The organism is Tigheibacillus halophilus (genome assembly GCF_042683165.1).
Classification (GTDB): domain Bacteria; phylum Bacillota; class Bacilli; order Bacillales; family Amphibacillaceae; genus Tigheibacillus; species Tigheibacillus halophilus.
Genome location: NZ_JBHUIZ010000012.1, coordinates 19,470 through 41,596, shown reverse-complemented (window position 1 = coordinate 41,596; position 22,127 = coordinate 19,470). Strand labels below are relative to the sequence as shown.

Here is a 22,127-nt window from a genome sequence, read left to right as displayed (position 1 = left end):
TAATTAGATAGTTATTTAATTAGATGGTTATGAAAAGAGGTCGATTTAATGAAAAATTGGAAAGTATGGAAAGAAGAAAAAAATTACCAGCCATTATTCTGGTCAGGTATATGGAATGGAATCGGCAATCGATTTCACCAGGTTGCTATGTTGACATTATTGTATGTATTGACCGGCTCCAGCTTTGCTATCGGGATTCTATTTATGATTCGTAGTATGCTTCCTTTTTTGGTGGTTGCGCCAATAGGGGGGATCCTTGCAGATCACTTTTCCAAAAAACATATCCTCATTGCTGTTGACTGCTTGCGTGTACCCTTTGCAATTGTTCCCGCTTTCATTCATGATGTGTCTCACCTATGGCTTTTATATACATGTGCGCTTATCTTAGCTCTGGGGGAGGCTATATACGCTCCGGTAAGAATGGCAGCCGTCCCGGGGATTGTTAAACAGGAAAGCTTATTATATGTCAATGCGATCGAACAAGTGCTAGTCGGATTTGTTCTCGTAGCTGGCTCCAGTACAGGCGGTGTCATATCTTATTATTTTCATCATGAGGTGCTGTTCCTGCTTGACGGCTTGACTTTTATTCTTTCGGTTCTGTTCTTAAAAAATATCAAACAGCATACTGTTCGTTTTCGCAAAAGTACCTCAAAGCACGCTCTCAGTCCAAAGCGTATTCCGGTCGCAAAATGGATCACAGGATCTGCTATTCTGCTTGTGTTTTTATTTATTGAGATTACTATGCCCTTGGCTAATGGGATTGATAATGTGTTGATCAGTGTATATGCATTGGATATCTTCAAGATGGGAGATTTAGGTGTAGGTCTGATGTATAGTATGCTGGGGTTAGGTTTCGTAGGCAGTTCATTCTTTTCTCATTTATTTCGAAAAAAGCTTGTTGTCACCCTTTGCTTGTTTATCGTGTTAGAAGGTGCCGGACACATGCTGCTAAGCACCTCCCGAGCTTTTTCAGCTGCATTGGTCATCGCATGTGGTATTACATTGACAGGGGGCATTAGCAACATTTGCCAGCATACACTCATTATGAAAATAGTTCCGCAAGCAAATCAAGGAACGTTTTTCGGCTTGATGCAAATGTTTTCTAATACAATGATGGGCATCATGATGGGGGCTGCTGGGCTGCTTTTAGAATTTTTTCACCCGAGATCCCTTAGTTTACTCGTCGGTATATTTTATGTGTTGCTTGCTTGCATATATGGCTACATGTTTACAAGAATAGATTGGCGAAAGGAGAAAAGGCAGCTGTTGCGGAATAGTACCTGATTACAGATTCGTCATGATATGACAGTTGTATGGTTGCCATTGTCACCCACTCATCATAGCAGGAAGGAAAAATTCCGATTTTTCCTTCCTAAAACGTTTAGAACATCCCAAGCAATTTAATATGCAAATATGCCTTTAAACAAGCCTTTGATGCTATACCAAACCCACTCAAACACTTTGTCGACTTTTTCAAACTCACCATTCACTTCCCCGACCGAAGCCATCAGGCCGTCACCTTCTATACCCGTATCTCCTGAGAGCAATTTGCCATTAATCAAGGTCACATTACCATCCACAGTGCCTTTGATGATCAAATTCCCGTTTTTTACAACCAAATCACCATCGACAGTCACACCCTCCGGTACAATGACAGTGTCACCCTTGATTTCAAGGTTTTCCTGTTTGGAGACAACCAGCTTATTGTCCTGATGCCACGATGAAAGAATCCCGCCGAACATGAGGATGAAAAAAATGGCAGCAGCGGTAACTACCGGATGCACCTTGAACCAACGCATATATTTAAAACGTCTTTTCTCTGTGGGAAGCTTTTCCATGACCCGCTGCGTGAAGCCCGACGGCGCCTCGAGTTTTTCGGTGCTTTTAATCAATGTGACTGTGCGCTTCAGCTCGTGAAAATGCCTCTGGCAATCAGCACAATTTTCCAAATGCCTGCCAAGCTGTGATTGTTCCTCGTTTGATAAATCTTTGTCCAGATATTTATGCATCAATGCAACTGCTTCTTTATTACAATTCAAGTGGATCACTCCTTTACACATGGCGAAGCTTCTTGCGTAAAGCTTCCCTGCCCCTATGTATCCGTGTTTTCACTGTTCCCAACGGTATATCCAAAATATCACTGATTTCTTGAAGCGAAAATTCTTCCAGATATCTCAGCATGATGATACTCCGGTATTTTGCAGGCAGTTTAGCAATTTCCTGGCTGATCCAGCTTTGTAATTCCATATCTTGTACCTATTCTTCCGGCAACCTGTCATCAGCTGCCAGTTGAGAATACATGTCAAGGCCATCTGTCCCTTTCACGTGTGCATCAAGGTAATAATCCGGTTTTCTCTTTCGCAGACGGTCGATTGTCAAATTTGTTGCAATGCGGAAGAGCCATGTGGAAAATTTTCGTTTATCATCATAGGAATGGATATTGACATATGCCCTGATAAACGCTTCCTGTGCGATGTCTTCTGCTTCATGTGCATTTCCCAGCATCCGGAAACAGTGCTGATAAATTTTATTTTGAAAATAAGCCACAATCTCTTCGAAAGCAGCCTGATCCCCTTTTTTCACTTGTTTGATTTTCTCTCTGATCTGATCCATCTAATAACCCCACATCACTTAGGCAATACACATTACGGATGATTACCAAAAAGGTTTCATCTTTTTTAGTTTTATTTTATGTTTTTTCAGGAATAACCTGTTTAGGGCTTTCACACCCTGTTTTTTGTCTTTTTAAAAATTATGTATTTTTCTATTGCAATTTTTTCTATAATTCCATAGTATAATATACTGGATAGGAGGACAATACAGTGCCGAAGGTTTTATTAAAAGAAATTGAGATTTGCAGGAAGGAAATGATTGCACTGGCAAATGAACACGGATTGAATTCTGAAAGCGTCATTCATTGCAGCAAAAAATTGGACGACCTGCTGAATCAATATCAAAAGAAAAAAAAAAGTAATGCACTTAACTGACCTCAGAGTTTCGGACATAAACTAGAAAAGACATTCGTTTTCGCCAGTGAAATCAAATGTCTTTTTTAATTACCTTGCTTTATTTCAGCTTTTCTCCGAACAAAGATCCCATCAATCCGACGGCCATGGAAGCGGTTTTATTTTTGTCATCCAAAATAGGATTCACTTCGACAAATTCCGCAGAAGTCAGTATGTTTGCCTCTTCCAGCATTTCCATGGCCAGATGACTTTCGCGATATGTCATTCCGCCAAGGACCGGTGTCCCGACACCTGGTGCTTCCGTTGGATCAAGCCCATCGAGGTCAAGACTGAGGTGTACCCCATCTGTCTTATCTTGCAAATAAGCAATCGCATCCCTCATGACTTCAGACATACCCAGACGGTCGATTTCATGCATTGTATAGACACGGATTCCCTCCTTTCGGATCAAATCCCGCTCACCAGGGTCAAGTGACCGCGCTCCAATAATGACAACGTTTTCCGGTTTGATTTTGGGTCCATATCCATAAAGTTGCGTCAACAAATCGTGTCCGAGTCCAAGACTGGCAGCTAACGGCATGCCATGTATATTACCTGACGGTGATGTCTTTTCCGTATTCAAATCACCATGTGCATCATACCAGATGACACCGAGGCTCTCATAATGCTTGGAAATACCGGCAAGTGTACCAATGGCGATACTGTGATCCCCTCCGAATACTAATGGAAACACGCCTTCTCCGACCGTTTTATCCACCAATTCTGCCAGTTTCTTGTTTGCATCAACCACTTGATACAAATTTTTTAAATGTTCATTCCCCATATCAGATCGTGATTCACGCTGGACAGGTATATCCCCCAAATCCTCCACATTATAATCCAATTCCTGCAGTTTTTCTATCGCTCCTGCATAACGAATGGCACTGGGCCCCATATCGACCCCGCGGCGACTCTGCCCCAAGTCCATCGGCAATCCGATAACAGCAACTTTTTTATTCATCAAAAACACCCCTCTCCTGCAATCATTTTAAATCAAAACAGAGGGGTGACTCAACTTGACATATTTTTGTATAGATATACACATCGGAAGGATCTCACATTCATTGTCAAGACCAGCTTCGAAACAACCAAACCCGCGAACAAAAGTGGATTCTGTCGATATTTCCCGGGCAATATCTGACATTATCGGATATTTTTCGAGTTGGACAGCTGCCTGACCTCATCACAAGGCAGCTGCTCCGACTGGACAAATTTGCAAATCCAACGCTTGAATACCAGCTTTTTCCCAAGACACTTTCAGCTGCCTGGCACTTTTTTCTGTCGGCATGAAGGCTATACCGCAGTCTCCGCCGCCCGCACCGGAAGGCTTACCTGCTCCCCCATGTTTCTCAGCAAGATCGCAAAGCGTGGACAATAATGGGGTTTCAATCGGAACATCCGCAGCCTGTCCTACTTTTTTCAAAGCCTTTCTATTCAGGGTGACTCCAGCGAGCAGTTTTTCTATATCGTTTTGCTCTATGCCCGTCATGAACTTTTCTACAGCCATTTCACTAGATTCCAGGAAGTGTTCAAACTCAGGGGGGTCGTTCTTCTTCAGTTGAAGTACTTTATCTACCAAGCTGGCAGTGGAAGCCGGACTGCCCGTCCAGCCAATACATACATGTACATGGGCTGGAAGTTGAACTGGTTGCAGCGATAAATACGGCCAGTCTCTTGAGAGCAGCGCCTTCAAGTTCGTAGCCTCTTGGTAAGCATCTCGCAGCCAGTATGCTTGGAAAGAGGAATAGGCAATGATCCCGCCATAAGCAGAAGCGGCGACATCCGCACCGGAGCCATTTCCCTGTGTACGTGCATGCGAAATAGCAGCTAGCTTGAACACTAGTTCTGCATCGGGTTTTTTCTGTAAAAATTGTTGCAAAATTGCCGTAATGACTGAAACGGAGACTGCAGCACTTGAACCAAGCCCGTATTTTTTACCTGTTGCTTCATCATCCAATTCACTTTTCACCGAAAGATGAAAGGGCTGCCAGGTAGTTTTTTCTTCATATAAATACAGTAGGGCGACAGACATGGCACTTTCGACGAAGCGTACACGTTTGTCAGCAGTGTCTACGCCAACCTGCTTGTTTGCAAATTCCCATGGCATGTCACGCAGTTTGAAATCCTTCAATGTCAGGCAATTAGTATCCGCAAGGGCGATATTGGCATAAACAAAACGATTCACTGCCATCACAGCTAATCGATTATACGGTTCCAATACAGCAAATTCTCCGGCAATCATCAATTTTCCTGGTGCTCTCACAGTCAATGATGTTTTAGACAAGATAACTCATCTCCTATAAATAAGTGATTCCCTGGCCCGGTTTGCTGCTTGTCACATTTTGCACCCCAGGTATGTGACGAAGTTTCTGTAAGACCACATCTTCATTTTCAGGAAGATACAACACCTTCACATTCGGGCCAGCATCAATGGTAAAATACGCCGGAATCCCTTCCGATCGCATGGCCTGAACAGCTTGCATCACTGTTACCGTTCCGTCAAGCCAGTACATAAATGGCGGAGCAGCCCCAAGTGTAGTCGCATGCATACGCAGACAATTTGCTTCCGCAATTTCACCTACAACAGTAAAATCACGCGCGGCTATCCCTTCCTTGATACGTTTTAAATCGGATGGAATACTGCCTATCCAACCATCAAAAAAGGGCGATGTATCTACTGTACGTTTCATCCCTTCGCGGCTGGAGATACGTTTTGTCTTATCTGACAACACCACTGCCGCAACACGAATATCCCAGTGATTTTGCGGTGCAACTTGAACCGCATAAGAATCTGACCCATCTTTATTTTCACCTTGCTCCCACTCGGCGAATCCACCGTAAATAGAGCGGCACGCTGACCCGGATCCCTGTCTGGTCAGCTGGGACAGTTCAGATTTGGATAAATCAAGACCAATCGCTCTAGCAGCTGCAGCGGCAAGCGCTGCAAATCCGGAAGCCGATGAAGCAAATCCGGCAGCTGTAGGCACTTCATTCGTGGATTTGATTTCAGCAAACAAATCCGGCTTTTCCGCCATGGATCGCACAAGATCGAGAAAAACGGTTACCCTGTCAAAAGCGGCACCTGTCACCGCTTCATCGTTCAGATAAAATACATCTTGCTTCAATTCCTGTCGAAATGAAACGGTTGTTGTCGTATAAAACCCGTCCAGCGTCAAAGATAGACTGTTATTTGTCGGCAAGATCAGTGTGTCGTCGCGCTTGCCCCAATATTTAATCAATGCAATATTTGTGTGTGCCTTTGCGGTTGCCTTCATCTGTATCCCCTTTTCCATCCGCATAAAAAGCAGAAGAAAAGCTTCTTCTGCTTTTTAATGATATATATTAATTTTGTGCCTTTAATACGAACGGCCAAACTGCATGTGCACCGAATTTACGCAATTTATCAGCAAGCTGTCTGGAATGCACTTCGTTTCGAGCTAATGCGATAATACATCCGCCATTGCCAGCCCCAGTTAATTTCGCACCAAGCGCACCTTCCTGTCGGGCAAAACTAATCAGTTTGTTCAACGTGGCGTTGCTGACACCGAGCGATTCCAATTCTTTCTGAGCTTCGTCCAGCAATTGACCAAGAAAGTTTTTGCCTGCTTTTTCCAATGCATGCTTCGCTTGATGGGTAAGTTCGCCGATTCGTTCCAGTTTTCCCTGAATGATTTTCGGAGCTGACCGCAGCAGCTTTGTAACAGATTCAACAGCAAAACGAGTATCTCCAATCAGCCCCGAATCCGCAACAATGAAATGAAAATCGTCAGTCGGCTTGATGAAATAGGATGGGTGACCCTTCTCATACCAAACCGGGCATCCCGACGTGATTGTTAACGTATCGATGCCACTCGGGGCACCATGGTTGAAGGTTTCTGATATATTCGCCAGCTCCAGCAGCTCTTCGTTGGTAAAGGAACGTTCAGCATAAGAAAATAATGATTTGACTACAGCAATCGCTACAGAAGCACTGGATCCCAGCCCTTTTCCAGGCGGAATAGACGATTTGATTTGGATCAGCAAATCCTTCTTTGGTATATGCAGATGATCCAGAGTCGCTTTCACACTATTGACAATGCCTTGCATCGAATGTGGAGCAAGATGCATCGGACCATGGTAAAAAGTACTATCAAATTTGATGCTCCCGGGTACATACTCTACCATCGATTCCACGCCAACCAGCGGAAAAGGAATTGCGATTGCAGGCTGTCCGTGGACAACGGCATGTTCGCCGATCAATATTAATTTACTATGAGCTACACCAATAGCTATTTGTTCTGAAGTTGTTGCTTTTTCTGCACTCATCTTGTATACATTGCCACCAATTCTTTAGCTTTTCCGATTCTGATCTCTTTTTCTTCCACCAATTTTTGCGCGACCATATCGATCATCTCCCCAGTTGCCCCCGCCGCAATCGCAACGGAGCGAGAATGTAATGCCATATGACCTTTTTGAATGCCGTCTGTAGCCAATGCTTTCAAGGCTCCAAGATTTTGGGCCAAACCGACGGTAACGATGATTTGTGCCAATTCCTCCGCCGAATCTACGCCCAATAAACGGAGTGCCATTTTTGAAGTCGGGTGAACCCTTATGGAGCCTCCGACAGTTCCTACCGACATAGGCAGTTCCAGTTCCCCAACAAGGTTTCCTTTGGCGTCTACAGACCAGCCAGTCATCGAACGATAGGATCCGGACCGCGCAGCATAAGCATGCGCCCCGGCTTCCACTGCTCTCCAGTCATTTCCTGTTGCAATCACAACTGGATCAATTCCATTCATAATACCCTTATTATGCGTGACCGCACGATAAGGATCCGAATCTGCGAATTCAAATGCATGAATGACTCCGTCACGGACCTCTTCCCCGGAAAAACCTTCACTTTCCAGAAGCTCTGGCGGAATTTTGCAAGTTGCTTTCGCTAGACATCTATCGGCAAAATTCGATAAAATCCGCAAATAAACTTTGCCTTTCGTGATTTCCTCCACGAGCGGAGCAATCGATTCGACCATGGTATTGATCATATTCGCTCCCATGGCATCACGTGTATCAATATATAAATGTATAATAAGCATCGTACTGTATTTAGATGCAGACGTATCTTCATTTAAAACACGGACGTCCAGATCTTCCGCACCCCCGCCCCTCGCGACAATACTTGGGTAAGCAGCGTTGGCAGCGCCGATCAGCACCTCTTTTTGTTTTAAAACCGCCGCCTTGGCAGCATCAAAATCTTCACAACCTACCACCTGTATCTGGCCAATCATCGTTCTGCCGGAAGACACGGTTTGGAATCCGCCTGCATTTCGAACAATCTTCGCAATATAACTTGCAGATGCAATGACGGATGGTTCCTCAATGGCCATCGGTATGATATAGTCTTTCCCATTTATCAGGAAATTCAATCCGACACCAAGCGGCAAAGGGTACGTACCAATTGCGTTCTCAACCATTTTATCAGCCGTTTCGACTGGAAGTGGTGCCTCGTCAAAAGCTTTATCCAATTCATCAAATGCATCCAAACGACTTTTTATAAGTTCTCTTCTTTCTTCCACCGTTTTTTTATAAAAATTGGGGATTCTGGAAGATGCCATCATTATTTCATCCTTTGCATGATCCATCAAGAAAAATGTCGATGGATGTCAAGTATTCAATCAGCTGCTGAAAACAATATAATACACTACGATGCAATTTATACTAGTTAAAATGCATAACAATATTTTTATTATAATATACTTTCCGCTTTAATGCAGTAAGGAAATAGCATTTTGTTTTTCCGGTCCACAAATCCTTCATACTATTTGCCTCAGCCTATTTTTGAAAACATTCATATACAATCCTGCAAATTTCTCTTTCTATTATGTAAAAAAATCTTGAAGAATGCAAATAAACAAGGCATCCTTCAAGAATCGCCTTGTTTTATATGTTGCGGCATGCTGCCTGTTCAATTTTAAAGTGGTGAGCCATACAGGATTCGAACCTGTGACCCTCTGATTAAAAGTCAGATGCTCTACCAACTGAGCTAATGGCTCGTTCATACAATCATTTCATGGCAAGAATGGTTACATTAAAGGATACCTGCCGTGTCACTGTGCTTCTCCTGATACAAAAAAAACAAGCTGGGCTACCAGGATTCGAACCTGGGAATGACGGGACCAAAACCCGTTGCCTTACCGCTTGGCTATAGCCCAATATGGATGATGGTGGAGGGGGGCAGATTCGAACTGCCGAACCCTGAGGGAGCGGATTTACAGTCCGCCGCGTTTAGCCACTTCGCTACCCCTCCGTCAATATTGTGAACTATATTTCAGGCTTTATACACAAAAAATGGTGCCGGCCAGAGGACTTGAACCCCCAACCTACTGATTACAAGTCAGTTGCTCTACCAATTGAGCTAGGCCGGCATACCGGAAAAATTTTCTCCGCTAATAAAACAGATTGCACATTTAAATTGTTTATCGTGTTTGCATATATCTCATTCATACACTATTCGCAAGCCTGAACCCGGGTTTTTGCGGCCTGGATTCCCCAATAAATCAAACCGGCAAAAATGGTGGAGGATGCAGGGCTCGAACCTGCGACCCCCTGCTTGTAAGGCAGGTGCTCTCCCAGCTGAGCTAATCCTCCAAAACCAAATATGTAAGCTTTTATTAAAAAATTGGTGACCCGTACGGGATTCGAACCCGTGTTACCGCCGTGAAAGGGCGGTGTCTTAACCGCTTGACCAACGGGCCACATCAGTAGTGTTGCCAAGCATTGCCAAAACCAACAGACTTTATTATAAACAGATAAAATTCTTTTGTAAAGAGGAAAATCGTTGATTTCAAAAAAAAGTTCAAGACCTCAAAGCAGTACTATTTAACAATCACTGCGAAAGGATAAACAAGTCGATAGTATCTTTATTATTTTCGGCTTACCCGTTTTTCTCCGCTTTTACACTTAATTTGTTTTTTACAAATATATCTTCATGTATAATGAATGAAGAAATTCATGGAGGTGCAATTATGCCAGGATTATTAGAAGGTAAAAATATCGTCGTCATGGGCGTTGCCAATGAACGAAGCATCGCTTGGGGCATTACAACATCGCTTCACAAAGCGGGGGCTAACCTAATATTTACGAACAGACAAGAGAGATCTTATAAGAAACTCGTTAAATTGCTCGAAAAAAACGAAATTGACCCCTCACTGATTGTTTCCTGTGATGTGGCAAGTGATGATAGTATCGCATCTGCATTCACCGAAATCAAGGAGAAGGTCGGAATCATCCACGGTGTCGTACACTCTATCGCTTTTGCCAACCGTGAAGATTTGAAGGGCGAATATGCAGATACTTCGCGCGAGGGATTTTTACTGGCACAGGAAATCAGTGCATTTTCTCTTGTTGCAGTCACTAAAGCAGCAAAGGAGTTAATGACAGAAGGCGGAAGCATTGTAACCCAAACGTACCTCGGATCAGAAAAAGTCGTACAAAGCTATAATGTCATGGGTGTCGCCAAGGCATCACTTGAAGCTAGTGTCCGCTACCTGGCTGAAGATGTCGGTAAGTACGGTATTCGCGTTAACGCAATTTCCGCAGGTCCAATCAGAACATTATCCGCTAAAGGAGTCTCTGGTTTCAATGATATCAATTCCGTTATCGAAGAAAAGGCACCTTTAAGAAGGAATGTCGATCAAGATCAGGTCGGAGACGCAACAATGTTTTTCTTGAGCGAGCTCTCCCGGGGAATCACCGGTGAAGTGCTGCACGTTGACGCCGGATATAATATCATAGGATATTAATTATAAGACTTATAAGACTTCTGCCAGCCGATGGGTTCAGTTCAAAACTGATCAGGCCGGCAGAATTTTTTTGTAATCAGAAAAAATGTATGATTCAGGAATATGATCTTCTGTACAGCCAGAAACTGCAGCACCAACAGACTGCCCTGCTTTTCTTGTATATCCCTTTGCCTTTTCACAAATATTAATCACACCAAGGATGGGAGGGATAATTCATGCCAAATGAAAATCCGCGTAAGCGCAGACAAAAAGCTAGTGATAATGGCGTTGCTCCAGGAATCGATCCGGATGATTCTTATGGAGAAAATGCGACAGATGCTGAAATTGCAGAAGGTGATTCCACCACTGTGACGAGACTCGTCTATGATGAATACGATCACAGCAGGAACGACGACGAGGAATAACGCTTATTTTTGGAACGTTTAACAGACAGCACAGTTAATTGTCAAACTGTATGGACATTTCTACATTGTTCGTATATTCGTTGGCTTGCCATGCCTCATTATGTTATATATGAGACATGGCATCATTTTTGCAACTATATCGACAAAGGGAGGAAAAGAAAATGGCATATCAATTGATCGAACTGGATGATAAAGATTCCATCGCAACAATCACCATCAATACACCACCTGCAAACACGTTATCTTCTGCAAGTATCAAAGAATTGCGCAGCGCAGTGAGGGTAATGAATGAAAGTGAACATATACATGCAATTATCATCACAGGCAAAGGGAGATTCTTCGCTGCTGGTGCAGACATTAAAGAATTTGTTCCGGCACTTGGTGATGATGCGCAAGGACTTGCCCTGTCCAAAGCTGGCCAGGCATTGTGTGATGAAGTAGAAAAATGCCGGAAGCCGGTCATTGCAGCTATTAATGGCCCAGCGCTCGGAGGAGGCTTTGAATTAGCCTTAGGATGTCATTTTCGGATTGCAGCTGATGATGCGATTGTTGGACTGCCAGAACTCAATCTTGGTTTGATTCCTTCATTTGGCGGTACACAGCGCTTAAGCAGGCTGACAACTCAAGCAACTGCCTTGGATATCATATTGACCGGCAGGCAAATCAAAATGAAGGAGGCTTTGTCACTTGGCTTGATTCAGCAAGCAGTGCCAGCTGACGAGTTGATACAGGCTGCCACTTATTTGGCTCATTCGTATATTGACGGCAATAGTATGGAAAGTGTCCAGCGTGCCATCCAATGTGTCATGCAAGGTTACCAAGAACCGATTACTGACGGCCTGGAACGTGAAAGTAAAAAATTCGCAGAGCTGTTTCTGACACATGATGCCAAGGAAGGCGTCCATGCGTTTGTCGAAAAACGCAAAGCGGTATTCAAACACGAATAATAAGGGGGCCACATAATGGAAGCGGTTTTATTTTTGACAGAGTCCAACGGCGTTGCAACAATCACATTGAATCGTCCCAAAGCAATTAACTCATTGACGCATGATATGCTGGCAGCCATTCGTGAGAAGCTTCAAATTTGGGAAAAAGATGAAAATGTGCAGCTTGTCATCCTGAAAGGTGCGGGCACAAAAGGGCTATGTGCCGGCGGAGATATCAAAGCATTGTATGAAGCAAAAGAAAACGAAAAAAAAATGGCAGAGGCGATTGCTTTTTTTGATGTGGAATATAAGACAGACTTACTCATGCAGCAGTTTTCCAAACCAATCATCGCTAGTCTTGACGGAATCGTGATGGGCGGTGGCGTCGGGCTGTCTTATGGATGCAGTCATCGTGTAGTCACCCAGCGCACCAAATGGGCAATGCCGGAAATGAATATCGGCTTTTTTCCGGATGTCGGGGCGGCATATTTTCTTAACCGGGCACCAGGATGTATAGGGCGCTATCTTGCCTTAAATGCCACGGTTTTGAGAGGAGCTGATGTGTGCCATATCAACGGGGCCGATTATTATATGAATGATGAAAACCTCGCTGCTTTATTGCAAGAAATTTCCCATATCAATTGGCATGAGGAAAACAGAGATAACAAGCTCCATTTACTGTTCAGCAAATATGCGGAAGAACCAGAAATAGAGTCTGGCAAACTGGCAAACTTACAAGGCGATATCGATCGGCATTTCAAACATGATACAGTGGAAAATATTATTTCTTCATTAGAAGCTGACGACAGTGAATTCGCCCAGCAAACCAAGTTGAATATGCTGTCCAAGTCACCGGTTTCTCTGAAGGTCACATTAACCCAGCTGATCCGGGGCGAAGAAAAATCTTTTGAAGCATGTCTGAAAACGGATCTTATCCTTGCAAAAAATTTCATGGAGCATGATGACTTTTATGAAGGTGTCCGATCTGTTTTGATTGATAAAGATCAGCAGCCGGCGTATCAATATCGGCAGCTTGCAGATGTTACCGAGACATTCGTGGACTCATTTTTTACGAATTAGTGTGAGTAAGAATATGCGCTTACCGCCTTGAACAATTGACGACTAAACATTTTCCAAGCAGAAAAGCAGCGGATATCCATCTCCGCTGCTTTTCTGTTCTGTATATCTGTACTTCATTCTTAAAACCAACGCTCTGTCACGACTTTTTTCCGTGTATAGAACTGTACACCATCTTTGCCATTTGTACCAAGGTCACCGAAGAAAGAAGCTTTATTGCCTGCGAAAGCGAAGAATGCCATCGGTGCTGGGACGTTGACATTGATTCCCACCATCCCAGCATCAATTTTGTCACGGAATTGTTGTGCATGCTTGCCATTCGTCGTGTAGATAACCGCACCATTCGCGAATTTAGATTGATTCGTCAGGGCAATTCCTTCTTCCAGACTGCTTACCCTTACAACGCTCAGCACAGGTGCAAAGATTTCATCCTGCCAGATTTTCATTTCTGGTGTCACATGATCAAAAATGGTTGCACCCACATAATACCCGTCTGGTGTATCTTCTTGAATATCACGGCCGTCCAGCTTGAGATCTGCTCCTTCTGATTCACCAGCTGCAATATAACTGAGCACTCGCTCTTTATGGGATTCACGGATCAACGGGCCTACGAAATTATTTTCATCCCTGCCATCCCCGACTTTCAGCTTTTTCGATTCAGCCAGCAGCTTATCCATGAATGCGTCTGCAATGTCATCTACAACTGCGACAACTGAGCAAGCCATACAGCGTTCCCCGCTGCTGCCGAATGCTGCTCCGATAACCCCCTGGACTGTTTTTTCCAAATTGCAGTCAGGCATGACGACAGCATGGTTTTTCGCACCTGCCAGCGCCTGTACCCGCTTTCCGTTTGCTGTACCAGTTTTGTATACATGCCTTGCCACCGGTTCCGAGCCAACAAAGGAGACTGCTTCAATATCAGGATTATCCAGCATGCGATTAACTACATCCTTGCCTCCGTGAACCAGATTCAACACGCCTTTTGGAAAGCCGGATTGATAGAATAAATCCACGAGTCTCTCTGCCAGAATCGGCGTACGTTCGGAAGTTTTCAGGACAAATGTATTTCCGCATGCAATCGCCAATGGATACATCCAGAGTGGCACCATCATAGGGAAATTGAATGGTGTGATGCCGGCGACAACACCAAGCGGATAACGCCAGACCGATCCATCAATACCAGTAGCGATAGCAGGCAAGGCATCACCCATCATTAAATTTGGTGCAGAAGTCGCCAACTCAACAACTTCGATGCCTCGCTGGACCTCTCCTTGCGCATCCTTGATCGCCTTCCCATTTTCCATGGTGATGATTTCCGCGAGTTCTTGTTTATGGTCACGCAGCAATTCCAGATACTTGAACAACAAACGCGCACGATTCGGTACTGGAGTTGCTGCCCAGTCCGGATATGCCTTTTTAGCTGCTTGGACGGCTTTATCAACATCTTCCTTATTTGAAATCGGTACATGTGCGATGATTTCGCCCGTCGCCGGATTTGGCACCTCATTGGTTTCGTTGCTTGTTGACTCCACCCATTTGTCCCCAATAAAATTTTTCATCACCTTCAGCTCTGATGTGATCATTTTGCAGCCTCCTTTTGTTCTGATTGTAATTTCACTCTTTCATATAATGCAGCCATGTCTTTTTCGGCATATCCTTCTTCGTCGACAACCGTTGTGTACAATTCATGTAATGCCTTACTGATCGGCAAATCAAGCTCGTTGGCATCTGCGACCTCCATCGCAAATCCCAGGTCCTTCAGCAGCAGCTTCATCGCGAATCCCGGACGATAATCGTTTTTAGCAATGAATGTATTGTAGTTACGGTCATATATCCTGCTTTGCCCATAGCTGACATTCATCATATCAAAGAGATAATCCAAATCTATGTTTTTCTTATTGGCAATATGCAGTGCCTCGCTGACTCCCGCAGTATAGAAACCTATTAATAGATTGTTGATCAGTTTGACTGTTGTACCGCTATCAATCTGCTCGTTCACGAAGAAAACATTCCCACCGATGACATTTAGAACAGGTAATACATGTTCATATACCCCTTTGGGACCCCCGACCATCACTGTCAAGGTTTGGTTTTCAGCTCCAACCACACCCCCGCTTACGGGAGCTGCAAGAAATGGGATTCCTTTTTCCTTGGCGGCCTCGGCAATTTTTTGGTTCATTTCCGGGGCTATCGTACTTGTATCGACGAGGGTTGTCGTATCAGCACAGTGCTCCAGCAGTCCATCCTCCCCAAGATAAACTGCCTCAGCTGCTTTCGTTGATGGCAGACTCGTGAACACTAGCTCACTCTGTTTTGCCAGCTCAATTGTATTTTTTGCGATTTTCCCGCCAGCTTTATGGAATGCCACCATCGCCTTGTCATTCAAGTCATATCCAATGACTTCATACCCGTCTTTCATGAGACCTTTTGACATTGGCATCCCCATGTTCCCAAGTCCAACAAAACCAATTCGATTCATACCAATCCCCCATTTCTTCATTTTGTATTCTTTCAAATAACATACCCTTCACATACAGCAATGGCATTGCTTAATTTCTCCTTTCAACACCTGCCGTTTCCCTATGTTTACATCGTTCTCGCTTAGTTCATCATCTTCCTTTAATCGCCTGATAATTATCCTTTTCTCACTTTTCATATCCCTCTTGCATAATGATGTGTTCAGCAATCAACCGTTTCTTGTCAAACACATCCGAATACGGCGGTACAGCCAGTATCCTGATTTCTTCCAAAACTTCCTGTTTAGCTGCTTCATCCGCGGAAGCAGCAGATACCATTGTGATTGTTGCGGATTCTACTCGCCGATAACCATTCTCACAAATTACATCTGCTTTCAGTTGCTTGAAAGCAGTGTCCCCTCCCCCTTGCTCGGCATCCAGATACGCCGCTTTCATGATATAAATCTCTTTCACGACATCGGAAAGCACACGTAAATACATTTGCTTCTCATCCATATTTTCCTTTTTTTCGACAGGAAGCGCTTTCATCATCACTTGTAATAAATATGTCGAGAACTGGATGAACTGGTCTTTACGGCCCCCATGTATGTCTGCCGGGTTGACAACGGCTTGCTCAGTCTGGTGGTATCGTTTTAAAAAGGATTTCGCTATGGTCAGGCGGTTGATTTCGTTCGTTCCTTCAAAAAGCCGATTGATTCTGGCGTCACGATATTGTCGCTCCACATCATAATCCTGCATATACCCATAGCCTCCATGTATTTGCAGTGTTTCATCAACACAGTCATGCAATGTTTCAGAGGCGTACACCTTATTGATTGAACAATCCATGGCATACCTTGCCAGACTTCCGATCAACTGCTCCTCAGTAGAAGAGCCGTCAAGCTGATCAAGCACACTGGCCGTGTAATATGCAGAACACGCTGCTCCATAAATCGATATGGCCATATCTGCAAGTTTTTCCTGGATCATCGGAAATGCTGTCAGCGCCTTGTTAAACTGCTTACGTTCCTTGGCATATTTCACAGCGGTCTCCAATGCCTGTTTAGATGCACCAATATTGGCAAATGCGAGCTTCAGCCTTGCCAGATTCAAGATGTTCAACGCAATATGATGACCCTTGCCTACAGCGCCAAGCACCTGTTGGGGGCCTACCTTCACATCATCCAAGATCAGTGTGGCTGTGGAAGACCCTTTGATGCCAAGTTTTTTCTCTTCTGCCCCGATAGAAACGCCTGGGAATTCACGCTCGACAATAAAGGCTGTTATACCCGCTTCGGTTTTTGCAAAAACAACATAGACATTGGCAATATGCGCATTGGTGATCCATTGTTTTTCTCCGTTGATAATCCAGTTTCCCGTCGTTTCATCTATTTTGGCTGTCGTACTTGCTGCAAGCGCATCTGATCCGGCATTGGGCTCAGTCAAAGCGTAGGCACCAACCCATTCTCCTGAGGCAAGCTTTGGCAAGTACCGTTTTTTCTGTACTTCTGTCCCAAAATATACATACGGCAATGTACCGACACCGCTGTGAATATTGAATGCGACACTGAATGAAGCACCATACCCCATTTTCTCTGCGACTAACCCGGATGTTTTCTTACTCATCTCCAACCCATCAAATGCTTCCGGCACTTCTACTCCGAGTAACCCCAATTCCCCAGCAGCAGCGAATAACTCTTTGCTGGTCTGGTAATCATGCGCCTCCAGATTTTTATTGTTTGGCAACACCTGATCCTTCACAAACATATCAATCGTTTTAGCAATCAATTTTTCTTCTTCACCAAGATGGCTGAAATCAGGATGGCTTAATGACGACTTATCAGGAAAAAGAGACTGCAAACCACTAGCTTGTGATGTTTTTTCCATTTCCTGCCCCCTCTCGAAACTATCTTTCTGTATTCTTTGAATCAATCGGTCAAAAAATTGGTGTCTTATTTTTATGATAGCAATTTTCATGCCAACCATGTCTTCCCATAAGCAGGGTACTTATTTCATTGTTCCCGTATAACTGTCTTGACAGTTGTAAAGTGTCTGCAGACGACGTTATACAATTATGTTTATGTTTCGATAGCATACCGTGACAGTTTGTTATACAATGTAGCGCGAGATATTCCCAATAATTGCGCCGCCTTGGTTTTATTGCCTTTCACCCGCTCCAGCGTCGATTCTATGGCTCTTCTTTCCTCCTGCAGTGCTACATCCCGAACATCTTCATATTTCTGCAAATGAGTATCAGAGGAAATAAAGGAATCTTCCGTCTCTTTATCTTGCAGAAAGTCTGGCAAATCTCTTGTGGCGATGTGATTGCCATCTGTAAGAACCAAAAGACGCTCCAGGACATTAATCAATTCACGGATATTCCCCGGCCAGTCATAACGGCGCATCATACGCAAAATTTCCTGGTCGATTGTTTTCTCTTTCATCCCATAGATTTTGGACAGCTGGTGCATTTTGCTGGCGATAATGATTGGAATATCCTGTTTGCGTACTCTTAACGGCGGAATATCAAGCGGAACGACAAACAAACGATAGTACAGGTCTTCCCGGAATTCACCTCTGTCAACAAGCTGTTTTAAGTCTTTGTTAGTTGCGGCGATCAAGCGGAAATCAACTGGGATCAGTGCGTTCCCTCCAACTCTCTCCACCTGTTTTTCCTGCAGTACACGCAAAATCTTTGCCTGCATGGCGAGCGGCATATCACCGATTTCGTCCAAAAATATCGTTCCCCGATGCGCGAGCTCGAATTTCCCTGCCTTCCCTTCCTTATTCGCTCCCGTAAACGCCCCTTTAGCATAGCCAAAAAGCTCGGATTCAAGCAAATTCTCTGGAATAGCCGCGCAATTGACGCTGATGAATGGGTGTTTGCCTGTCAAACCAGCATCATGGATGGCTCGGGCGAATTGTTCTTTGCCGACGCCGCTTTCTCCTGTAATCAGCACTGTCGCTTTAGACTTAGCAGCTTTTCTGGCGATTTTTTTCGCTTTGGATATGGCTGGGCTGTCACCTAATATTTCCTCGAAGCGCACCTGACTGGATTTGACGGCAACGGACGGCTTCCCGTTTTCGTCTGTTGGCATGTGTTTTTCCTCGAGCTTTTGCATTCGTTCGATCACCTGATAAATTTCAGAAACACCTTCGTACACAAGCACGCCAATTGCTCCGACTATCCGATTGTTTTTCCAAATGGGCAAACGGTGGACGACCAGATCCTGGCCCTGCAGACGATGTGCTTGGCTTCGTTCAGGGACACCGGTTTTTAAAACGACCGGCAAGCGTGTATTGTCAATCACATCCGCCGCTTTTTTGCCGATCGCTTCTTCCTTGGAAACACCGACAAAGCGGCTGTAATTCTCATTGAATAGTTGTATGACACCGTACTCATCGACTACAGTCAGCCCTTCATAAGCTGTATCGAAACCAAGCTCATACCATTTCACTTTCTCTTTCGTCTGATGTAACTCCTCCCTTACAAAACGCTGATAGGCAAGCAGCTGCGCCGTATGGATCTCCCCCAATAGTTCATTTGTATTTTCTGTGACAACATAGACGGGCAGTTCTCTGATCGCTTCCATAGAAAAATCACGATGGACAGCCTGATGGGCTGTATCGACTGCTCCGGCGATGGCTTCGTTGGGAGACCTGCCGTCCATAAGCAGCTTGATACAATCTCGCTCACGCAGGGTGCCAATATAATGTCCTTTTTCCGTTACGGGGAGCTCTGTTTTGCCGGATCTGTGCAGCACTTGCAACGCATACTTGATTGGCATGGATATCGTGACGCTTTCGGTGGCTTTATTCATCCAGCTCCCGACAGTATGTAGATCCGTCATCCGCTTCACCTCCTTTTTGAAAGGCTGTTGAATATAAGATTTGTACTTTCCTTAAGCGAACATATCTTTTATAAAATGTATTTGAAAAAACGGGCAATGACATCCAACATTGATATATACATGTCGAACTTCATTGCCCATTACTGATAACACGCACTTAATCTTCTATGATTGGCAATACCGTTTTGGCAATATCCTCGTCAAGTGCTTCGAAGTCATCCAGCGAAATGGTCTCATACAATTCTTTCCTCGTTTGCATGCTATTCAGACCATTTTTCTGTGTCCCTTCGCGCTTAATTAACTTGAAAATTTGCTCATAAGCCTTTGCGGCTACGCGTAGTGAAGTCACTGGATAAATGACCATGGCAAACCCCATCTCCTCAAACTCCTCTGCCGGGATATACGGTGTCTTCCCAAATTCAGTCATATTTGCCAGCAAAGGTGCATCGAGTTTTTCCGCAAACAGACGAAACTCTTCTTCTGTGTATAATGCTTCAGGAAAAATACCATCCGCTCCTGCTTCAATATAGGCATTTGCCCTCTCCAGTGCGGCGTCCACACCTTCCACAGCTCGCGCATCCGTCCTGGCAATAACGACAAGCGATGGCGCTACTTCCTTCAATGCACGAATCTTTTGTGCCATCTCTTCCTTAGTGACCAGCTGTTTACCATTCAGATGCCCGCATTTTTTCGGTAATTTCTGGTCCTCGATTTGTACTGCTGCTACACCTGCCTCCACCATTTCTCTAGCCGTACGGGCCACATTCAGTACACCACCAAAACCAGTATCGATATCTACTAGTACCGGGAGATTGGTAGCACGAACCAGATCTCGTGCTCTTTCGGCTACCTCAGTAGATGTGACAATACCCAGGTCAGGAAGTCCTTTGCTGGCTGTGTAGGCACCACCTGATAAATACAGTGCTGAAAACCCCGCTTTTTTCGCCACCAATGCGGCCATAGCATCATGTGCTCCAGGAATTTGCAAAATAGCATTTGCATCGATTAGCGCCTTGAATTGTGCTGCAAGTTCTTGCTGTGACGATGGTTGATCGACGATCCAAGCCATATTTTTACCTCCTTTAAAACTTTTAAAAATCCATAATCTACAAGATTAGCGAATGCTGTCGTTTGGCTTTCTTTTATTAAATGAACAGGTCCATGAAAGCATTGACATGCATCTTTTCCACTTTATCATGGTCAAAACAAACCGCTTCCATTTTCTTGCTTTGCTTCACTGTATATTTTGTTGCTATGTTTGCAATGAACTTCCGTTCGATCTGCGGGAATGCTTCTTCCCTGCGGAAACGATGTCCAAGCGGATATGCTACTTCCACCTGCTCAGTCACACTGCCATCTTTGAAATATACTTGGACAGCGTTTGCGATTGAGCGCTTGCTCGGATCGAGATAATCCTTTGTATATTGCTCATTCTCTGTAACAACCATCTTATCGCGAAGTAGATCGATCCGTGGATCAGCTGCCGCCTCATCTTCATAATGTTCCGCTGTGACAGTGCCGTGTAATAACCCAATAGCAGTAATGTACTGGATACAGTGATCCCTGTCAGCAGGGTTGTGCAATGGTCCTGTTTTATCAATGATACGAATAGCTGATTCATGTGTGGTGATGGTGACCTTCTCAATCTCTTCGATTCTATCAGCGACTTGCGCATGCAATGCTACCGCCGCTTCAGCCGCAGTCTGCGCATGGAACTCGGCCGGATAAGCTACTTTGAACAGGACATTTTCCATGACATAGGAATCCAGTGGACGTGCAAGCGTCAACGCCTGCTTGTTGAACAGTACATCTTGAAAACCCCAACCAGGTGCAGACAATGCCGTCGGATAGCCCATTTCTCCCTGTACTGCCATCAAAGCCAGTCGTACTGCTCTGCTTGTTGCGTCTCCCGCAGCCCATGATTTGCGTGAACCGGTATTTGGTGCATGACGATACGTACGCAAACTGGCGTTATCGATCCAGGCATTGGACAGTGCATTGATAATTTCCTCTCTAGTTCCGCCAAGCATTTTCGTCACAACAGCGGTCGTCGCTATTTTGACATATAATACATGGTCAAGTCCGACTCTGTTCAAACTATTTTCCAGTGCAAGGACTCCTTGGATTTCATGTGCCTTAATCATTGCTTCCAGCACATCTTTCAAAACAAGTGGCTGCTCACCCTTGGAAATGCGTATCTGGCTGATATAATCAGCAACTGCCAAAATGCCTCCCAAATTATCTGATGGGTGGCCCCATTCCGCCGCAAGCCAAGTGTCATTGTAATCCAACCAGCGAATCATAGCACCGATATTGAATGCCCCCTGGACAGGATCAAGCACATATGGAGTGCCAGGCACACGTGTGCCGTTTGGAACAACCGTTCCGGGTACAATTGGCCCCATCAGCTTGGTACATTCAGGATAGTTCAACGCCAGTATTCCGCATCCAAGTGTATCGAGCAAGACATATCTCGCTGTCGTGAAAGCTTCCTCACTCGTAATTTCTTTATCTAGCACATAATCGGCAATCTCTTCCAAAAGAACATCCGTCTTTTGCTTTTCATTCGTTTTCAGCATGTCCTTCTTCCTTTCTTTAGTGCTATCCATTCTGGATTTCACAGTTTTTTA

At 44.5% G+C, this 22,127-nt stretch carries 18 protein-coding genes, 6 tRNA genes and 1 pseudogene; 6 read left to right on the top strand and 19 right to left on the bottom strand.

What is annotated here, in order from left to right; translation table 11 throughout:
• Window positions 1-48: 48 nt before the first annotated feature.
• Window positions 49-1,284 (top strand): MFS transporter, encoded by a 1,236-nt coding sequence (locus tag ACFSMW_RS11475; protein WP_390355759.1) that lies wholly within the window; start codon window positions 49-51, stop codon window positions 1,282-1,284.
• A gap of 116 nt (window positions 1,285-1,400) precedes the next feature.
• On the opposite strand, the gene ACFSMW_RS11470 is transcribed toward ACFSMW_RS11475, so the two are convergent.
• Together ACFSMW_RS11470 and sigW are read right to left on the bottom strand one after the other, a co-directional pair.
• A complete protein-coding gene (locus tag ACFSMW_RS11470; RefSeq protein WP_390356418.1) occupies window positions 1,401-2,048 on the bottom strand; it encodes a zf-HC2 domain-containing protein in 648 nt (215 codons plus the stop codon).
• 4 nt (window positions 2,049-2,052) lie between these two features.
• A pseudogene (gene sigW / locus ACFSMW_RS11465) lies at window positions 2,053-2,613 on the bottom strand (RNA polymerase sigma factor SigW).
• A gap of 209 nt (window positions 2,614-2,822) precedes the next feature.
• Here sigW and ACFSMW_RS11460 point away from each other — a divergent pair.
• Entirely contained in the window at window positions 2,823-2,987 is a 165-nt protein-coding gene (locus ACFSMW_RS11460; RefSeq protein WP_390355758.1) for a Spo0E family sporulation regulatory protein-aspartic acid phosphatase, read from the top strand.
• 79 nt (window positions 2,988-3,066) lie between these two features.
• Here the strand turns inward: ACFSMW_RS11460 and rocF are convergent, their stop codons facing one another.
• The 11 genes from rocF to ACFSMW_RS11405 all read right to left on the bottom strand — a co-directional run bounded on the left by rocF (window position 3,067) and on the right by ACFSMW_RS11405 (window position 9,736).
• Window positions 3,067-3,966, bottom strand: a complete 900-nt coding sequence (gene rocF / locus ACFSMW_RS11455; protein WP_390355756.1) for an arginase — start codon at window positions 3,964-3,966, stop codon at window positions 3,067-3,069.
• Between the two features lie 222 nt (window positions 3,967-4,188).
• Entirely contained in the window at window positions 4,189-5,289 is a 1,101-nt protein-coding gene (locus ACFSMW_RS11450; protein WP_390355754.1) for a phosphomevalonate kinase, read from the bottom strand.
• Between the two features lie 13 nt (window positions 5,290-5,302).
• Window positions 5,303-6,280: a diphosphomevalonate decarboxylase gene (gene mvaD, locus ACFSMW_RS11445; RefSeq protein ID WP_390355752.1), complete on the bottom strand. Its 978-nt coding sequence runs from the start codon at window positions 6,278-6,280 to the stop codon at window positions 5,303-5,305.
• Window positions 6,281-6,347: 67 nt separating this feature from the next.
• Entirely contained in the window at window positions 6,348-7,310 is a 963-nt protein-coding gene (mvk, locus tag ACFSMW_RS11440; RefSeq protein WP_390355750.1) for a mevalonate kinase, read from the bottom strand.
• Window positions 7,307-8,596, bottom strand: coding sequence for a hydroxymethylglutaryl-CoA reductase, degradative (locus ACFSMW_RS11435; protein ID WP_390355748.1), 1,290 nt, complete (start codon window positions 8,594-8,596; stop codon window positions 7,307-7,309). The genes mvk and ACFSMW_RS11435 overlap by 4 nt, the downstream gene beginning before the upstream one ends.
• Before the next feature lie 362 nt (window positions 8,597-8,958).
• Window positions 8,959-9,034 (bottom strand) — tRNA-Lys (locus ACFSMW_RS11430).
• Between the two features lie 87 nt (window positions 9,035-9,121).
• A tRNA-Gln gene (locus tag ACFSMW_RS11425) sits at window positions 9,122-9,193 on the bottom strand.
• Between the two features lie 10 nt (window positions 9,194-9,203).
• Window positions 9,204-9,288 (bottom strand) — tRNA-Tyr (locus ACFSMW_RS11420).
• Window positions 9,289-9,330: 42 nt separating this feature from the next.
• Window positions 9,331-9,406, bottom strand: a tRNA-Thr gene (locus tag ACFSMW_RS11415).
• A 147-nt stretch (window positions 9,407-9,553) separates the two neighbouring features.
• A tRNA-Val gene (locus tag ACFSMW_RS11410) sits at window positions 9,554-9,629 on the bottom strand.
• A gap of 32 nt (window positions 9,630-9,661) precedes the next feature.
• A tRNA-Glu gene (locus ACFSMW_RS11405) sits at window positions 9,662-9,736 on the bottom strand.
• A 270-nt stretch (window positions 9,737-10,006) separates the two neighbouring features.
• Here ACFSMW_RS11405 and fabI point away from each other — a divergent pair.
• From fabI to ACFSMW_RS11385, 4 genes are all read left to right on the top strand, one after another.
• Window positions 10,007-10,783: an enoyl-ACP reductase FabI gene (fabI, locus tag ACFSMW_RS11400; RefSeq protein WP_390355746.1), complete on the top strand. Its 777-nt coding sequence runs from the start codon at window positions 10,007-10,009 to the stop codon at window positions 10,781-10,783.
• Window positions 10,784-10,998: 215 nt separating this feature from the next.
• Complete coding sequence (locus ACFSMW_RS11395) at window positions 10,999-11,187, top strand: hypothetical protein (RefSeq protein WP_390355744.1); 189 nt, start codon at window positions 10,999-11,001, stop codon at window positions 11,185-11,187.
• Window positions 11,188-11,348: 161 nt separating this feature from the next.
• Window positions 11,349-12,134 carry an enoyl-CoA hydratase-related protein gene (locus ACFSMW_RS11390; protein WP_390355742.1) on the top strand — a complete coding sequence of 262 codons (786 nt, stop codon included), beginning with the start codon at window positions 11,349-11,351 and terminating at the stop codon, window positions 12,132-12,134.
• Between the two features lie 12 nt (window positions 12,135-12,146).
• Window positions 12,147-13,193: an enoyl-CoA hydratase/isomerase family protein gene (locus tag ACFSMW_RS11385; protein ID WP_390356416.1), complete on the top strand. Its 1,047-nt coding sequence runs from the start codon at window positions 12,147-12,149 to the stop codon at window positions 13,191-13,193.
• 119 nt (window positions 13,194-13,312) lie between these two features.
• Here ACFSMW_RS11385 and ACFSMW_RS11380 read toward each other — a convergent pair whose 3' ends face one another.
• From ACFSMW_RS11380 to ACFSMW_RS11355, 6 genes are all read right to left on the bottom strand, one after another.
• The gene (locus ACFSMW_RS11380) at window positions 13,313-14,773 is read right to left on the bottom strand and encodes a CoA-acylating methylmalonate-semialdehyde dehydrogenase (RefSeq protein WP_390355741.1); all 1,461 of its coding nucleotides are present in this window, start codon (window positions 14,771-14,773) and stop codon (window positions 13,313-13,315) included.
• Entirely contained in the window at window positions 14,770-15,669 is a 900-nt protein-coding gene (locus ACFSMW_RS11375; RefSeq protein ID WP_390356414.1) for an NAD(P)-dependent oxidoreductase, read from the bottom strand. Before ACFSMW_RS11375 ends, ACFSMW_RS11380 begins: the two co-directional genes overlap by 4 nt.
• Window positions 15,670-15,835: 166 nt before the next feature.
• Complete coding sequence (locus tag ACFSMW_RS11370) at window positions 15,836-17,533, bottom strand: acyl-CoA dehydrogenase family protein (RefSeq protein ID WP_390355739.1); 1,698 nt, start codon at window positions 17,531-17,533, stop codon at window positions 15,836-15,838.
• A gap of 191 nt (window positions 17,534-17,724) precedes the next feature.
• A complete protein-coding gene (locus ACFSMW_RS11365) occupies window positions 17,725-19,497 on the bottom strand; it encodes a sigma 54-interacting transcriptional regulator (protein ID WP_390355737.1) in 1,773 nt (590 codons plus the stop codon).
• Window positions 19,498-19,654: 157 nt separating this feature from the next.
• Entirely contained in the window at window positions 19,655-20,566 is a 912-nt protein-coding gene (gene prpB / locus ACFSMW_RS11360) for a methylisocitrate lyase (RefSeq protein ID WP_390355736.1), read from the bottom strand.
• A gap of 76 nt (window positions 20,567-20,642) precedes the next feature.
• Entirely contained in the window at window positions 20,643-22,076 is a 1,434-nt protein-coding gene (locus ACFSMW_RS11355; RefSeq protein WP_390355734.1) for a bifunctional 2-methylcitrate dehydratase/aconitate hydratase, read from the bottom strand.
• Window positions 22,077-22,127: the final 51 nt, after the last annotated feature.

What these genes read in the sequence shown, in the direction of transcription:
- ACFSMW_RS11475 (WP_390355759.1), top strand. Translation starts at nt 49, where the DNA reads ATGAAAAATTGGAAAGTATGGAAAGAAGAAAAAAATTACCAGCCATTA.
- rocF (WP_390355756.1), bottom strand. Translation starts at nt 3,966, where the DNA reads ATGAATAAAAAAGTTGCTGTTATCGGATTGCCGATGGACTTGGGGCAG.
- mvaD (WP_390355752.1), bottom strand. Translation starts at nt 6,280, where the DNA reads ATGAAGGCAACCGCAAAGGCACACACAAATATTGCATTGATTAAATAT.
- mvk (WP_390355750.1), bottom strand. Translation starts at nt 7,310, where the DNA reads ATGAGTGCAGAAAAAGCAACAACTTCAGAACAAATAGCTATTGGTGTA.
- ACFSMW_RS11435 (WP_390355748.1), bottom strand. Translation starts at nt 8,596, where the DNA reads ATGGCATCTTCCAGAATCCCCAATTTTTATAAAAAAACGGTGGAAGAA.
- fabI (WP_390355746.1), top strand. Translation starts at nt 10,007, where the DNA reads ATGCCAGGATTATTAGAAGGTAAAAATATCGTCGTCATGGGCGTTGCC.
- ACFSMW_RS11395 (WP_390355744.1), top strand. Translation starts at nt 10,999, where the DNA reads ATGCCAAATGAAAATCCGCGTAAGCGCAGACAAAAAGCTAGTGATAAT.
- ACFSMW_RS11390 (WP_390355742.1), top strand. Translation starts at nt 11,349, where the DNA reads ATGGCATATCAATTGATCGAACTGGATGATAAAGATTCCATCGCAACA.
- ACFSMW_RS11380 (WP_390355741.1), bottom strand. Translation starts at nt 14,773, where the DNA reads ATGATCACATCAGAGCTGAAGGTGATGAAAAATTTTATTGGGGACAAA.
- ACFSMW_RS11375 (WP_390356414.1), bottom strand. Translation starts at nt 15,669, where the DNA reads ATGAATCGAATTGGTTTTGTTGGACTTGGGAACATGGGGATGCCAATG.
- ACFSMW_RS11370 (WP_390355739.1), bottom strand. Translation starts at nt 17,533, where the DNA reads ATGGAAAAAACATCACAAGCTAGTGGTTTGCAGTCTCTTTTTCCTGAT.
- ACFSMW_RS11365 (WP_390355737.1), bottom strand. Translation starts at nt 19,497, where the DNA reads ATGACGGATCTACATACTGTCGGGAGCTGGATGAATAAAGCCACCGAA.
- prpB (WP_390355736.1), bottom strand. Translation starts at nt 20,566, where the DNA reads ATGGCTTGGATCGTCGATCAACCATCGTCACAGCAAGAACTTGCAGCA.
- ACFSMW_RS11355 (WP_390355734.1), bottom strand. Translation starts at nt 22,076, where the DNA reads ATGCTGAAAACGAATGAAAAGCAAAAGACGGATGTTCTTTTGGAAGAG.